Source organism: Flaviflexus sp. (assembly GCF_041440645.1).
GTDB lineage: Bacteria > Actinomycetota > Actinomycetes > Actinomycetales > Actinomycetaceae > Flaviflexus.
Genome location: NZ_JASDVN010000053.1, coordinates 1 through 14,876, shown reverse-complemented (window position 1 = coordinate 14,876; position 14,876 = coordinate 1). Strand labels below are relative to the sequence as shown.

The window sequence follows — 14,876 nt, the reverse complement described above, 5'->3', positions numbered from 1 at the left end:
CTCCTGGGCAGCGGCGGATTCCAAAACAAACTACACCCCCAATTATGAAGAGCCGACATAGCCTATCCTCCGCTGCGCTTCAGGATTCCACATGGAGTGCATGAAGGGAAGGTTGCACAGACTCTGGTGAACAGCGTGCCAGTGCAGAGTTTCGAGGAGTCCAGACTCCCGAAGAGTACAGCGATGCGTAGCTTGAGGCCAGCCGCTCCTTAGACGGTGATGCCCTTGGCGGTCGTGACCTTCCGGTATCGATCGATCCAATGCCTCGTGATCTCCGTGATCTCGGGCTGCTTGGAGATCTTCTTTCGCGCCTTTGTCGTGAGGGTCTCCACGAGGCCGGGTTCGGACAGGAGCCTGCGCACGCCGTGCACCATCGCGGCAACATCGTCGACGTCGAAGAGGATGCCGGCGCCCTCAAGGAGGTCAGGGATGCCTCCGGTGCGTGTGGCAATGACGGGAACCTGCGCGGCCATGGCCTCCTGGACCGCGAGCGGACGGGCCTCCCACACCGAAGGAAGGGCGAACACATCGGCCGCGGCCAACCACCTGTCCACGTCGTTGCGTTCCCCTGCCAGAACCAGTGGCGCGCGGGTGGAGATGGCACCGAGGCGCAGCTGATCGTCAATGGAGAGGTCTCCGCGACCAACGAGCACCCACGTGACCTCCTCACGCAGGGCAGTTGCGGCCTCAAGCGTGGTGAGCACGTTCTTGCGTGGAATGAGGGACGAGACCGTCAGGACCATGGGTCGGTTCGGATCGATGTCCCGGCCCGGGCTCGCAACCTCGGGAAGTGTTTCAAAAAGCTCCGTGCGGAGCGTCAACCGCTCCTCGGGGGTGGGCCGGGTGGTGTCGAGCAGGTCGGGAACCATGGGGCTGGGAACGTAATCCAGCCACGTTTCCTTCGCTCCCGCCTCGATGGCAAGAGCAACGAGGTCCGGTGAGGTTCCAGAAACGGCATCGGCAAGCCGCACACCAAACGAGTCGACCTTGGGCGCAGACAGGCGTGCCCGACCATCACTCGTGCGGGCGTGCCAGGACACGATGAAACCGGGACGGTGGCGTTCTGTCAGGAGGGTAGCAGCAAGTAGGCCACCGTTGTTTCCGTGAGCATGGACGACATCGGTCGAACGAACGAGACGCTTGATGAGGCGGACCTGAGTTCCGGAGAGCCGTGCCGGGATCTCGATCGACGCTCCCATGTCGTAGTGGCTAAGAACGTCAGCATCGGCGGCGACCACAACATCGTGCCCTGCGAGCCGGAGGTGCTTGGACAGAGTAGCGACGTGACCCGCCATGGCACCATCACCGGACAGCACAATCTGCACAATGTTCATGGCACCCCCTCTTAGTCGTCTTCAACACATGTGCTGACCTGCCACACGGATCGATCCACGAGGTAGGTTACAAGGACGGGGATAACCGAAGCGGCAAGCGCGCCCACGATGGCGGCGATGATAGCGTTGGCCATCCCGTCTCCCAATCGTAGGATGAAATCACTGGTGACGCGTCCAAACAACGCCGACAGTAATGAAATTGTGATCGCGATCCTAGCGGTCTTGTAAAGACCATCAGTAACGGCGGGACCAATGAGTTTGCGGCACGCCAACACACCAAGGATTCCCGCCACGGTCATTCCAACCGCCGTCGCGAGCGCAAGGACGTCAAGAGTGGACTCTCTCGTCGACGTCAGGGGTACTGCGAGGAGCACCCCGACACCGACCGTGACCCATCCGGTGACGGTGATGCGGAGGACCTGACCGGGGGCTCCCACGCCGTAGAGCACGCGGGAGGTGTGATACAGCAGCGAGTAGCCGATGACGCCGAGGGCGAGGAGGCTGACAACCCTGTCCAGCTCCGGCATCGCGTACACCACGGTGAACATGAGTTCCGCCGAGGGGGCAATGGCGACGAGCACGGCGGAGCCGATGGCGGACACTGTGATGATGAGGCGGATGGAGCCGGCGGTGATGGCTTCGAGTCCCGGCCTGCCGGGGAGCGCTGCTCTTTCTGAAATCCTCGGGAACAGTGCCGTGGCGATCGGGACCGCGAGGATCGCATACGGCAGGAAGTACAGTGCCTGGGCATACTTGTAGATCGGGTACGCGCCCTCCCCACCCACGTTGTTCGCAACCACCATGATGAGGACGATGGCGGCCTGCTGGGCCACGAGCCCACCGAAACCGGCGGTGGCCATCCTCAGGGCCTTCCGACCAAGTCCAGCGGGGAAGCGGAAGGTCGGTCGGAGCTTCACGACCCTCATGACCGGTATCAGCTGCGGCAGGGTGAAGGCCATGACCCCGCCCGTGGTTCCCCACCCGAGCCACATGAGTGCGCCGGTTGGCACCTGCGTGGGATCGGTCAGCCCCTGCCCTCCCATCCGCCAGTACATGACGAACCCGCCAATGACGACGATCGATGACAGCATCGGAGCCAAGGCCGGCATGACAAACCGGCGGTGTGCCTGGAGGATGCCGGAAAGCACGACCGACATGCCGTACAGGGGGACCTGCACAGCAAAGATCCGCAGGAGGGTTGCCGCGAGCTCCTGAACGCTCTCCTCCCGACCACCTAGGAGTGCGCCCGCCAAAGGATCCGCGAGCAGCATGACAAGGACGGCGATCGGGATTCCGAGTGCCATGACCCAGGTGAGGAGGGCGGACGCGATCCGATGAGTCTCCTCCGTGTCCTTGCGTGCTATCGCTTGGGACAGGAGCGGAACGACGACACCGGCAAGGGCGCCGCCGGCCGCGACCTCAAAGAGTACGTTGGGAACGTTGTTGGCCGTCGAGTAGGCATCGGCGATCGGGGTTGCGCCAAGAACCCACGATTCCGCGACCGTACGGCCGAAGCCAACGACACGGGAAAGAAGGGTGAGAATGGCAATGACGCCGGCTGCTCCAGCAACCGACGCCAATCTCCACCGACTGGCCACTACCTGCCCCAGCGGTCCACAGCCGAAAGCACCGGATTCTCGTCAATGACGCGAGAAAAAGACACTTTCTCGGAGGCAAGAATGAGCCCCACGGCTCCTGTTGCGACACCGAGTCGCACGAGACGCGAGGGGTGGGATGCGGCGGCTACGCCGAGGACGGCGCCGATGGCGTTCGCGCCGAGATCGCCGAGCATGGCCTCTCCCGCGAGATCCTCTTCGAGGGCGCCGGCGGCGGCGCCCGCAACACCCGCGAGGAGCGGAAGCGCACGGTTACCGGGAGCGACGAGAACAGTCCCCGCGAGTGTCGCCTTCAGTGCCCTGCCCGGGCGAAGGTCGAGAAGATTGATGAGATTGGCGGTGCCGGCGATGGCAACGGATCGGACGACCCAGTCCGGGATTGACTTGCTTCCAAGAACCGCAGCAGATGCTCCGGCGCCCGCTCCAATGATCCCGATCTTCAGCACGCCCGTCGTCAGATGGCCCTCCCTGAGCTGGGATAGGTGGCCCTTGAGCCCCTTGCCACTCTCGAAGACGCTCTCGCGGTGGTCGTCGAGGTAGCCGGCAACCGCACCGCTCGTGCCCGCAATGACGCCCGCGGCTCCGACCCTCCCCGAGGTGACAAGCGACACGAGCACAGCTCCGCCGGCGACACTGACGCCGCCGCCGAGTGAGACGGTCTTGCCCTCAAAGTTCGTGCGCTTCCACGACTGATCAGCGGGACGTGGGACATACCTCGATGCGTATCCGACCAGCCCGGCGAGGGCCGACCTGATCACGATTCACCCTCGGTGGGCTCGTTCGGATCGGTCTGTTCTGTTTGTGCGGGATCCTGCTCGGTCGCGGGATCACCCTCGGTTGCTGGATCCTGTGTTTCCTGCGTGGTTGCGTTGAGCGGTGCCGCTGCTCCGACAACGACTTCAGCGCCGTCCTCGATACCCCAGGCGACGGTGTTGCCGGCGAGTTCCTGGGTGATGGCGAACGGGACGTTGATGAGTGCCGTTGCGTCCGCCGGCGAATCCACGGTCGAGACCCCGCTCGATGAGCGCACCGAGGCCAGGGTCGTGCCGGCCTTCCCGTCCGCAGTGTAGACAGCAGGGAGCTCGACGGAATCAAAGAATGCGGTGGCGTTCGCGATGGTCGTGTCGCGATCGGTGTCGGGTTCGTCGGGAACCTCCTCGGAGGTGACGCCAATAAAGAGGATCGCGTCAGCCGGTGCGGTGATCGGGTCCACCACCTCGATGAGCGCGTTGTCGGAGGACTGATACACCTCGGTCAGGGTCGCGGTATTCGCATCCTCGCCCGTCACGATCAGTTCGAAGCCGCGCACGAGAGTACCCATGGGGTTGTCGGCTGGCTCCACGTAGGCGTCTAGCTGTCCGGAAAGCGCGTTGCGGTAGGAGGCGGCACCCGGGGAGAAGAAATCTTCCGTGACGCGGACGGTACCCGTGACGGTGGCGCCCGCCTGCTCGAGGTTGCTGCTGTGGAGATCGATCGCATCGTCACCGGCACCGGGCAGAGCCACGATGATAACGTTCTGCTCGTCCAAGGTCGACGCAATGACATCATCGGAGAGAATCTCCATGCCCTCGCGGTAGGCGTTGGCTTCCCGCTGGGATGCCTCTGCCTGAGCCCACGCCTCGTTGCGGGAATCGCGCAGGGAATCCACCTGATCGGTCAGCACCGATCCGATGGAGTTCTGGAGCGGGCCAGCACCCAAGATGACCCCGACACCGAGTGCCATGAACACGGCAATCAGCGAGACAAGGTGGTAACGAAAATCAACCATTGAGCACTCTCAATCAACCAAATATTCCGGTTATGTTGTTCCAGGCGTCGGAGATCCATGCCTGCACCAGGCTCCACAGTGCCTGCCCCACGTCGGTGGTGGAGATGGAGGCGAACATGGCGAAGGCGCCGGCGAGCACAAGCGCAATCAGCTGCCAGTTAGCGATACGCGACTGGTAGAGCTGGGAGGCGCCCTTGGCATCGATGAGGCGGCCACCGACTTTGAGCCTCGTCAAGAACGTTGAGGCCATGCCCTCGCGCCCCTTATCGAGGAACTCGACGAGGGAGGAATGGGTGCCGACGGCCACCATGATCTTTGCGCCCTTGGAGTCGGCGAGGATCATGGCCGCGTCCTCGCTCGTGCCCGTCATGGGAAACACGATGTAGGGGACGCCAAGATCCTCCACGCGCTTGACTCCGGGGGCGCGACCGTCGCGATAGGCGTGCACGATGACCTCCGCCCCGCACGACAACGCCTTGTCTGAGACCGAGTCCATGTCGCCAACGATGACGTCGGGAACGAGACCCATCTCGAGCATCGCGTCCGCTCCCCCATCAACACCCACGAGAATGGGGCGGTAGTCGCGGATGTAGGCACGCAGGGAGTTCAGGTCCTCCTTGTAGTGGTATCCGCGTACGACGATGAGGACCTGACGGTCCTCAAAAACCGTCCGCACATCGGGGATACCAACAGAGTTGAGCATGAGGTCGTGCTCTCTTTCGAGATACTCCATCGTGTTGTGGGCAAAGGCGGAGAGCTGGGTCGAGACGCCTGCTCGAGCCTCCTCCATGGCCACCTCGTTGAGTACAGAGGTCTGCCAGACGCCTTCCGCCACGAGGTCGTCACCGCGGTAGACGGTGCCGTCCTCTTCGATACGGATCGAGGTGCCCTCGTGCACATCCATGATCTGGGAACCGAGATCGTCAACGAGCGGGATGCCCGCGGCCAGTAGAATGCCCGGACCCATGTTCGGGTAGCGGCCCGAGGTCGACTTCGCGGCATTGAGAACAGCGACGGGCTTGCAGGCGACAAGGGCCTCAGCCGATACTCGGTCGATGTCCTCGTGGTCGATGATCGCGACCTCACCCTCGGTGAGCCGCTTCGTCAGGTTCTTGGTACGTGAATCAACCCGGACATAGCCACCGAGCTGATCGGGTTCAGTCGGCTTTCCTCTGCGTCGGAATTTCCATTTCACTGCACTATCGTCCCACGGTCGAGGCGGAAAGTAGGTCAGCGGCATGTCGACGGGCGGAGTCCAAATCCGCAGATCCGGACAGCATTCGTGCGAGTTCATTGACCCGCTCATTGCCCGCTACTGCTTGCACAGAGGTGGATTTCTCGCCCCTGAGGACAACGACCTGACGATCAGCCCAGGACGCAACCTGAGCGAGGTGGGTGACAACGATCACCTGGGCGTGCCGCGCCAGGTCAGCAAGTCGAGCACCGATGGCCTTGGCCGAATCGCCACCGACACCGGCATCGATCTCGTCAAACACGAAAGTGGGCGGGCTCTGTGGGGACAACTTCGCAAGCACCAGTTCGATGGCGAGCATGATGCGGGAGAGTTCGCCACCGGATGCGGAGGAGGCGAGCGGCACCTTGGCCGCGTGCGCATCGGGTTTGAACATGAAGGTCACGCGATCGAGACCGTCGCTCCGCGGCTCAACCTCCTCCAGGTCAATCGCGATCTCAGCGCGACCAAGAGCGAGCTGAGCGAGCTCCTCATTGACGTGGGACACGAGGGTGTCTGCGGCAGATCTGCGCACCTTCGTCAGCGCCTTACCCCGTTTCAATAGTTCCTTGCGGGACGCGCTCAGTTCTTCCTCGAGCTGGGCTTCCCGTGCCTGCGGATCGTGCAGGGCATCGAGCACCTCACGCGCCTTCTCGGCCTCGCCGATGGCCTCGTCGATAGTCATGCCAAGTTTCCGGGTGAGCGCACGTAGCTTCGCCTTTCGGGCGTGCAGATCGTTCAGTGACTCGCCAGTTTCGAGAGAGGAGAGCATCTCCCCCACGACCTGGGTCAGGTCACGAAGCTCCGCCTCGACGGACTCGGCCCGAGCCCGCACATCCTCGGCTCCGGGTTCCTTCAGCCCCGCCATGCTCCCCGCCATCCGACCGACAAGATCGGTTGCACCCGGGATCATCTCCCCGTCTCCCGAGAGCGCTCCCAGCGCTGCCTGCAGGCCGCTCCTGGTTTCTTCAATGGAGTCGAGGCGTTCGATGCGTTCCCGCAACGACTCCTCCTCCCCGATCTCGGGCTCCACCTCGTCGACCGCTTCAACGAGGGCGGTCAGGGCTAGACGCTGCGCCGCGCTGTCGCGAGCGGAGGCACGGAACTGCTCTAGGGCAGCCTCAACCTCGCGGTAGGTTTTCCACGCTGTGGCGTAGTTTTCCAGCGCAACGCTCGTGGCTTCCCCGCCCGCGCTGTCGAGTGCGTGGAGTTGAGCGGAGGCGGAACGGAGCCTCATCTGTTCCGACTGCCCGTGGATGGTGACGAGTTTGCCACCCAGCTCATCGAGAATGGTCCGGGGCACGGTCCTGCCACCGAGGAAGCAGCGTGACCTACCCTCGGCAGGGACCTGGCGGGACACGGTGAGGATCGCGGCGTCGTCTTCGACGTCGACATCCGCGCCAGCATCCCTCACCTCATCGACAATGTCGCTTGATAATGGGACTTCAAAGACGCCTTCGACAACGGTGCGTTCCGCACCGAGGCGCACCTTGCTCGTGTCCGCCTGCTTCCCGAGCAGGAGCGCAAGGGAGTTGAGGAGCATGGTCTTGCCCGCACCGGTCTCTCCGGTGATAGCAGTGAGTCCTGGGGAAAAACTAATGGTTGCTTCTTCGATGACGCCCAGGTTTTCGATCCGAACCTGATCGATCACATCCGGCCCCGATCTCGGAACCCACCCACCGGCAAGTTGAACTTCTTCACGAGCCTGCCTGAGAACGGCGTGTTGTTCAGGCGAGCAAGGTAGACGGGATTCTCCGATTTGCGTGCCGTGATGATGCTTCCCGCGGTGACGGGGAGTTCACGCCTCCCGTCGCAGACCAGCTTCGCGCCCTCGGAATCGACCACAACCTGCAGTTCGGAGGTGGGACCAACAACGAGAGGTCGGGTAAAGAGAGCGTGAGCTGCCACGGGGACAAGAAGCATGGCCTCCACGTTCGGCCACACGACCGGGCCACCCGCGGAGAAGGAGTAGGCGGTCGATCCTGTTGGGGTCGCCATGAGAACCGAATCGCACGTGAACGAGGAGACTCCCCGTCCGTCAACACCCAGGCTGACCTCAACCATGGGGTTACCGTGCTTGTCGAGGGCGGCCTCATTCAGCGTCCATGACGTGGCACGGTGTCCGTCGGGCAGCATGACCTCGATGTCCATCGTCATGCGGCGATCGAGAACCCAGGCGCGTTCGGTGATCTGCTCGACGACTCGGGGCAGGCCCTCGGGTTCCACCTCGGCCAGGAAGCCGACGTGACCGTAGTTGATGCCGACGATTGGGATCTGGGTGCCGCGGGTCAGCTCTGAGGCGGCGAGGATGGTTCCATCACCTCCGAGCACAACGACAATCTCAGCGTCGCCGAGTGGCCCGGATCTGCGAACGGAGAAACCATGCCTCGTCAGCTCGTCCGACATGAGAGCCGCGGACTGTTGAGCATCAGGACGATACTTGTGCACCAGCATGTACACTTCACGAGTCATGTAGCCTCCTCCGCTTAGACTTTACCGAAAAGCCCCGGCGCGGGCCCATCGAGCACGGCCCTGTGGATCGCTTCAGTAATATCGTCGACCGGGTCCGGATGGTTCTTCCTCATGGAGAGGAAGTATTCGACGTTGCCGGCGGGTCCCGGTAGGGGCGATGCGGCAACGTCAGCGATGCTGAGGCCGAGGTCGATCGCGCACTGCGCCACCGTTCCCACGGTTTCTTCGTGATGATCAAGGTTCCGCACGACACCACCGTGGCCAAGACGGTCCTTCCCGATCTCGAACTGCGGCTTCACCATGAGGAGGAAGTCAGCATCCTCCTTGACCGCACCAACGAGAGCGGGCAGCACAAGGGTGAGGGAAATGAATGAGAGATCACCGACCACCATGTCCGGTGCCGGTGCCACGTCCTCAGGCTTGAGGTTGCGGACGTTCGTGCGTTCCATGACGATCACCCTCGGATCCTCCCGCAACCGCCACGCCAACAACCCGTAGCCAACGTCAATGGCGAGCACCTCGTGCGCTCCCCTGCGGAGCAGAACGTCCGTGAAGCCACCGGTCGATGCACCAGCATCGACAATCCTGTGTCCCTCAATGGTGGGTGCGCGATCGCCGAGAAGATCGAGGACACCCGCGAGCTTGTAGGCGCCACGGGATGCGTAGTGCTCAAGATCCGAGTCGTCGACGACGATCGCCTGGGCCGGATCGACCTGGCGTGCCGGCTTCGTGACCTCGGCGCCGTCGAGGCGGACCCTGCCGCCCTCAATGAGTCGGCGTGCCTCATCGCGGGAGCTCGCAAGATTTCGTCTCACGAGCTCCGCATCAATTCGACGTAGCCGGCCCACTAGTCTTGCGCCCGACTCAGAGCATCGGACAGGGCCCGAGCGATCTCATCGAAAGCTCGAGCCGACCGTTCGAGGCTCTCACTATCCTCCGGATCCGGTGGAGTGAGTTCCTCAACCACAGCCTCCAAGTCGCGACCGGGATTCGGTTCCATGAACCTAGAGAACCTCGAGAGAAGCGAGCTGCTCGAACAGGGACTCGCGGGCCACTCCCCCATCGACAGCCACCCAGGACGCCGCGACAACGCAACGGTAAAGGTCAACGCTTGCGGAGGAAATGTCCGAGGACGTCTCGAGCGTGCCGTCAACAACCTCGGCCCACTCGCCACCGAGCTCAGTCCGGCCACCCGTCACAACGGGAGCCTCGTGAGCCTCGTTCAGACCAAGGAGGTTCTTTGCGAGGTAAGTGGGGCGCTCCTCGGGAACAGCGAGAGCAACGTCCCGAGCGTCGCTCACTCCCGTGAGGACGTGCAGGGAATCGATGCCAGCGGAGACTGCACCGCGGATGTCGGTATTGAGGCGGTCGCCCACGGCGATCGGGAGCTTCGCGTCGATGGAGCCAGCTGCCTGGTGGAACACCTTCGGCAGGGGCTTGCCGGTGGCGAACGGAGTCACTCCGGTCGAGTGCTCAACAGCCTTGACGAGCGCGCCGTTCCCCAGCATGAAGCCACGCTCCTGCGGGAGGCTCGCATCAAGATTGGTTGCGATGAAGACCGCGCCCTTGTTGATGGCGAGAGCGCCCTCGGACATGACCTGCCAGCCCACGGTTGGGTGGAAGCCCTGAACGACCACAGCCGGATCATCATCAGCCGAGTCAACGACCGTGAATCCGCGCTGCTCGAGAGCCCACACAAGTCCCTCCCCACCGATGACGAAGACCTTCGAGCCTGCCGGAATGTGCTCAGTTGCGAGCTCTGCACCGGCCATGGCCGCCGTGTAGACCTCGGAGTCCTCAGCAGGAATGTCGAGACTACGGAGATGCTCGCCGATGGAGGCGGGGGTGCGTGCCGCATTGTTCGTCAGGTAGACGGCCTTCTGGCCGCCACCGACGGCTGCGGTGATTGCCTCACCCGCGTGGTCGATCGGTTCGTTTCCGCGGTAGCAGACACCATCAAGGTCGTAGATTGCCGCGTCGTACGCCTGGGATAGTACTCCCGACGACTTCAACGTCATTTGGTCTCCCCTTCATCATCCAGCTGAGCGAACAGGTCATCCTGCGGCTCCGATTCACCGGCAACGTCTTCCAGTCCCGGCAACATAAGACTATCGCTATCGACGACGCCTACCGTCTCATCCGAAGCCGCGTCCAGATCATCGTCAGCCTCTTCCTCGGATTCGTCCTCGTCAGAACCGGAGATGACATCATCGGCCTGGGCGGGATCGTTCACGACCTCGACAGCATCCGCGGGCAGAAGAGCCTCGTCAAACTCAACGTCGTCAAGGACCTCGTCCTCCGACACGTTGGCCTCATCGTCAGCAAACTCGCCGGTGCCAAGCTCCTCGGCGATCTCTTCCTGAGCCTCAAGAACATCGTCCTCGCGTGCCTCTTCCTCGGCAATGAAGCCCTCGGGATCAATGTCGCCGATGAGTTCAGCCTCATCGTCATCCTCGTCATCCTCGTCGAGCTCATCGAGCTGATCGACCTTGTCCAGAAGATCGTCCGACTCATCATCGAGAACATCCTCGGACTCATCGTCTTCCGAATCGTCTTCGACGTCAGAGTCATCATCGGAACTGGATTCGAAATCGGCGAAGCGGTTCGTGCGAACAGGTTCGTCGTCATCCCAGTCATCAGCAGACGAAACAGAGTCTACGGAATCTGCAGAATCGGAGGAGTCGTCCCATTCGCCCTCACCGTAGGAATCGTCAGAATCCTCGGTGTAGTCGTCTTCTTCGATCGCTTCAGCGAAGACCTCGATCGTCTCAGCATCCCACAGGGGCGACCAGCGTGCCTCAACTGCGGAGGCTTCCTCGTCACGACCAAGCTCGCGCAGTCGCTCGTAGCGGACCTGCTCGACGGGAGCACGAAGCTCGTCTTTGAAGTAATCAACTTTGAGAGTCTCAATGAGCTTGAGGCCCGTCTCAGACTCGATCATGTCCGAGTAGGCACCGGAGACAACGAGAGCAAGCTCGACCTGAGCGGCCGGCTCAAGCTCCTGGATGTCGATGTCTTCGAGGTACTTGACGGCGCGATCGGGCTTGCCCATGCCGCGCTCACAGTCGGCTTCGAGGTAGGCGTGCGACAGGTCGCCCGACATGCGACGGTAGGTGCGCAGCTCACGCAGTGCCTCGCCGTACTTCTCGTTAGCGTATGCGGTGAGACCAAGGGCCTCACGCACGATGTCGATGCGGGACGCTCGACGGTAGGCAGCCTTCGCATGCTCGTAGGCAAGCTCGGGGTTCTCATCCATGAGCGAGCCCGCCATGACGAGGAAGCGAGCAACACGATCAGCGTTGTCCTTGTTGAGGGACAGGAGGTGGCGGCGTGCTTCCCTGCTCAGATTCTCTGCAGTGATCTCCTCGGGAATGAACGGTTCCGGCTCACGTCCATCACGTCCCGCACCTGCACGGGGCGCGTGCTGGCGTCCACCGTCCCTGTCATAGCCGCTACCACCACGGTCGTCACGATCATTGAAGCGACGGCCACCGTGACCACCACGGTTGTCGCGATCGTTGAACCTGCGATCGCCACCACGGCGGTCACCACGATCGTCAAACCTGCGGCCACCACGATCGTCACGATCGTTAAAGCGACGCTCCCCGCCACGATCATTGCGGTCATTGAACCTACGATCGCCACCACGGTTATCACGATCGCCGAAGTTGCGACCACCACGACGATCATCGCGATCGTTAAAACGACGGTCTCTGCCGCGACTATCGCGATCGTTGAACCTGCGCTCACCGCCACGATCTTCACGATCATTGAAACGACGGGGACCACGATCGTCACGATCGTTAGAACGACGCTCACCACCGCGACTATCGCGATCATTGAACCTACGATCGCCACCACGGTTATCACGATCGCCGAAGTTGCGACCACCACGACGATCATCACGATCATTGAAGCGACGCTCACCGCCACGGTTGTCGCGGTCATTAAAGCGGCGCTCACCGCGGTCTTCGAAGCGACGTCCGCCACGATCATTGCGGTCATTGAACCTGCGCTCGCCACCACGATTGTCACGATCGTTAAAGCGACGCTCTCCCCCGCGACTATCGCGATCGTTAAAACGACGTTCACCGCCGCGATCATCACGGTCATTGTAGTTGCGGCCACCACGACGATCATCACGATCATTGAAGCGGCGATCTCCGTATCCGCCGCGGCGATCTCCTCCGCGGTCGTCGAACCTGCGTCCACCACGATCCTCGCTTCGCCGGTCACCGCGACCTTCGAAGCGACGCTCACCGCCGCGATCATCACGATCGTTGAACCTACGACTACCACGGTAGTCACGGTCATTGAAACGGCGTTCTCCGCCACGCTCGCCGCCGCGGTCACCGGGGTCGTCAAATCGGCGGTTGTCGCGGTCATTGAATCGACGATCTCCATGGCCACCACGTGCCGTGTCGGAATCGCCGGAGCGAGATCCCTTGCGTCGATCTGAGGCTGATTCCCAGGAGCTGCGACGGCCTTCTGCGTCGTCTTCAAAATTCTTGGACATTAGAGATCTCCACTCATTCAATTCTCAAAAAGCGGCCCATACGGCACGCGTCGCATATAACCTTAGTGCAATTTGTTTCGTCACGATATTGCTCATGCATGTTGATTCCAACACCGCGATCTATGCCATAACCGGATTTCGGGCGTGTCGGTCAACTGCACGGACACTGACCGAGAATGGTTCGGGCACTGGCCTGGAAACGACTGAGGCTCTCATCCACGTGTTGCGGATGAGAGCCTCAATTATTGTTGTGAGCTCGATTTAGTCAGTTCACGACCTATTTTGCGGCCTCGTGATCGACGATCTCGTGAATCGAGTCGGCGACCTTCGGGAACAGCTCAATGTACTTGTCGAGATAGAACTGGTACTCTTCGTGAACATCCTGACGGGGCTCGAGGGACTCACGAACGTGAACCATGTTGTTCGCAGCATCTTCAAGCGAGCTGTAAACGCCAGCACCGACTGCCGCCATCATGCACGAGCCAAGAACAACGGCGTCGCCAACCTCGGTCAGCGTGATCGGCACGCCGGTCACATCGGAGTGCATCTGCATGAAGTCACGGCCGCGGGTCGCACCACCACAGGCCACGATCTCCTTCGGCTGGAAGCCCTGCGCCTGCATCACCCTCAGGTTGTGGGCCGTACCGTAACAGATGCTTTCCTGGATCGCGCGGTACATGTGTTCGGGGCCGTGGTGGAGGGAGAGACCGTAGATGTTGCCTCGGGCCTTTCCATCAACATAGGGCGTACGGTTGCCCTGCAGATACTCATTGATGATGAGGCCGTCTGCACCGGGAGCGAGATGCTTCGACTGCTGGTTGAGCAGATCGTAGGCATTCAAACCTGCACGATCCGCTGCCTGAACGAGGTCGCGAGCAAAGTTGTCCTTGAACCACTTCATGACCGAACCGGTAGAAACCTGGCCGCCCTCGACCGTGTACTGGCCACGAACGACACCGTCGGTGTAGGAACCGAAGAAGCCTGCACCGTGGATCGGATCCGCTGACTGACCGGTGATGACGTGCGAGGAACCGGTAATGAGGGCGAGCTTGCCGGGAACAACAACTCCCAGACCGATCTGGCCCGCCCATGCGTCAGCAGAGCCCTGAGCAACAGGAATGCCGGGAACGAGGCCGAGGACCGTGGCGGCACGAGAGGACAGGGTACCGACCGACTCGCCGAGGTCCACGACCTTATCAGGAAGCTTGTCGAAGATGTCGCCAATGCCGAGGTGCTCGTACAGGTCGACCGGCCAGCCGCCCTGGTCGCGGTTGTAGTACATGCGTTGCGCAGCGGTGTTGATGCTCAGGGTCCAGTCGCCGGTGAGGATGCGGGTTGCCCAGTCGGTCGCGTCAACAATGCGGTATGCACGCTCGTAAACATCGGGCTCGTTCTCCTTGATCCAGGCGGCCTTGAACGGGAACCATTCAGCGGAAGCGGGGGCGGTACCATCGCCGTTGTAGAGCTTTGCAACGGAATCGGTGGAGGAGATCTTCGCAGCCTCCTTCGTCGCACGTACGTCCATCCACATGATCGCGGGACGCAGGGGCGCACCATTCTCATCGAGCGCGAGCACCGTGGACGTCGTGGCATCGTAGGAGATGCCGATGATCGAGGAGGGCGAGATCCCGGCATTGTCGATGGCCTTGTGGCTCGACGCCTCAAGGCAACTCAGCCATTCATCCGGATCCTGCTCAGCCCAGCCTGGACGACGGTGAGTCGTCTTGTACGGCGTAGCAGCAAACGTAATGGGGGTACCTTTGGTGTCGAAGATAGCGGCGCGAACGCTCTCCGTACCAAAGTCGATTCCCATCAAGTAGCCGTTAGACGATCCTGTACTGTTCGACATTGAACAACCTTTCATTCAAGCCGGCATCTCCGGCTCCGATGTCCCGCGTCAAGTAGTTGGCAGGTTTTCTTTGATTTCGAAGTTGGGGAT

General features: G+C 61.8%; 12 protein-coding genes. 1 reads left to right on the top strand and 11 read right to left on the bottom strand.

Going from position 1 to position 14,876, the window contains the following annotated elements; genetic code table 11:
- Positions 1-209: 209 nt before the first annotated feature.
- The 10 genes from QMB98_RS08120 to QMB98_RS08075 all read right to left on the bottom strand — a co-directional run bounded on the left by QMB98_RS08120 (position 210) and on the right by QMB98_RS08075 (position 11,677).
- Positions 210-1,334: a glycosyltransferase family 4 protein gene (locus QMB98_RS08120; protein WP_371685206.1), complete on the bottom strand. Its 1,125-nt coding sequence runs from the start codon at positions 1,332-1,334 to the stop codon at positions 210-212.
- Positions 1,335-1,345: 11 nt separating this feature from the next.
- Positions 1,346-2,914, bottom strand: a complete 1,569-nt coding sequence (gene murJ, locus QMB98_RS08115) for a murein biosynthesis integral membrane protein MurJ (RefSeq protein WP_371685205.1) — start codon at positions 2,912-2,914, stop codon at positions 1,346-1,348.
- Between the two features lie 17 nt (positions 2,915-2,931).
- A complete protein-coding gene (locus tag QMB98_RS08110) occupies positions 2,932-3,708 on the bottom strand; it encodes a hypothetical protein (protein WP_371685204.1) in 777 nt (258 codons plus the stop codon).
- Positions 3,705-4,718 carry a copper transporter gene (locus QMB98_RS08105; RefSeq protein WP_371685203.1) on the bottom strand — a complete coding sequence of 338 codons (1,014 nt, stop codon included), beginning with the start codon at positions 4,716-4,718 and terminating at the stop codon, positions 3,705-3,707. Before QMB98_RS08105 ends, QMB98_RS08110 begins: the two co-directional genes overlap by 4 nt.
- Positions 4,719-4,731: 13 nt before the next feature.
- Positions 4,732-5,913 carry a putative cytokinetic ring protein SteA gene (gene steA, locus QMB98_RS08100; RefSeq protein WP_371685201.1) on the bottom strand — a complete coding sequence of 394 codons (1,182 nt, stop codon included), beginning with the start codon at positions 5,911-5,913 and terminating at the stop codon, positions 4,732-4,734.
- A gap of 4 nt (positions 5,914-5,917) precedes the next feature.
- Complete coding sequence (gene recN, locus QMB98_RS08095; protein WP_371685200.1) at positions 5,918-7,600, bottom strand: DNA repair protein RecN; 1,683 nt, start codon at positions 7,598-7,600, stop codon at positions 5,918-5,920.
- Positions 7,597-8,421, bottom strand: coding sequence for an NAD kinase (locus tag QMB98_RS08090; RefSeq protein ID WP_371685199.1), 825 nt, complete (start codon positions 8,419-8,421; stop codon positions 7,597-7,599). The genes recN and QMB98_RS08090 overlap by 4 nt, the downstream gene beginning before the upstream one ends.
- A gap of 14 nt (positions 8,422-8,435) precedes the next feature.
- A complete protein-coding gene (locus QMB98_RS08085; protein ID WP_371685198.1) occupies positions 8,436-9,269 on the bottom strand; it encodes a TlyA family RNA methyltransferase in 834 nt (277 codons plus the stop codon).
- A 156-nt stretch (positions 9,270-9,425) separates the two neighbouring features.
- Entirely contained in the window at positions 9,426-10,439 is a 1,014-nt protein-coding gene (locus QMB98_RS08080; protein WP_371685197.1) for an HAD-IIA family hydrolase, read from the bottom strand.
- On the bottom strand, positions 10,436-11,677 hold the full coding sequence (locus QMB98_RS08075; protein ID WP_371685196.1) for a hypothetical protein: 1,242 nt from the start codon (positions 11,675-11,677) through the stop codon (positions 10,436-10,438). Before QMB98_RS08075 ends, QMB98_RS08080 begins: the two co-directional genes overlap by 4 nt.
- Between QMB98_RS08075 and QMB98_RS08070 the strand changes: the two genes are divergently transcribed.
- Complete coding sequence (locus QMB98_RS08070; protein WP_371685194.1) at positions 11,645-12,880, top strand: hypothetical protein; 1,236 nt, start codon at positions 11,645-11,647, stop codon at positions 12,878-12,880. The genes QMB98_RS08075 and QMB98_RS08070 overlap by 33 nt on opposite strands.
- A gap of 334 nt (positions 12,881-13,214) precedes the next feature.
- On the opposite strand, the gene QMB98_RS08065 is transcribed toward QMB98_RS08070, so the two are convergent.
- Positions 13,215-14,786: a ribulokinase gene (locus tag QMB98_RS08065; RefSeq protein WP_371685193.1), complete on the bottom strand. Its 1,572-nt coding sequence runs from the start codon at positions 14,784-14,786 to the stop codon at positions 13,215-13,217.
- Between the last annotated feature and the right edge of the window lie 90 nt (positions 14,787-14,876).

Bases quoted from the DNA above. Each gene is read 5' to 3' on its own strand.
- QMB98_RS08080 (WP_371685197.1), bottom strand. From the start codon at position 10,439: ATGACGTTGAAGTCGTCGGGAGTACTATCCCAGGCGTACGACGCGGCA.
- QMB98_RS08070 (WP_371685194.1), top strand. From the start codon at position 11,645: ATGCTCGTAGGCAAGCTCGGGGTTCTCATCCATGAGCGAGCCCGCCAT.
- QMB98_RS08065 (WP_371685193.1), bottom strand. From the start codon at position 14,786: ATGTCGAACAGTACAGGATCGTCTAACGGCTACTTGATGGGAATCGAC.
- QMB98_RS08120 (WP_371685206.1), bottom strand. From the start codon at position 1,334: ATGAACATTGTGCAGATTGTGCTGTCCGGTGATGGTGCCATGGCGGGT.
- QMB98_RS08105 (WP_371685203.1), bottom strand. From the start codon at position 4,718: ATGGTTGATTTTCGTTACCACCTTGTCTCGCTGATTGCCGTGTTCATG.
- QMB98_RS08090 (WP_371685199.1), bottom strand. From the start codon at position 8,421: ATGACTCGTGAAGTGTACATGCTGGTGCACAAGTATCGTCCTGATGCT.
- QMB98_RS08075 (WP_371685196.1), bottom strand. From the start codon at position 11,677: ATGGATGAGAACCCCGAGCTTGCCTACGAGCATGCGAAGGCTGCCTAC.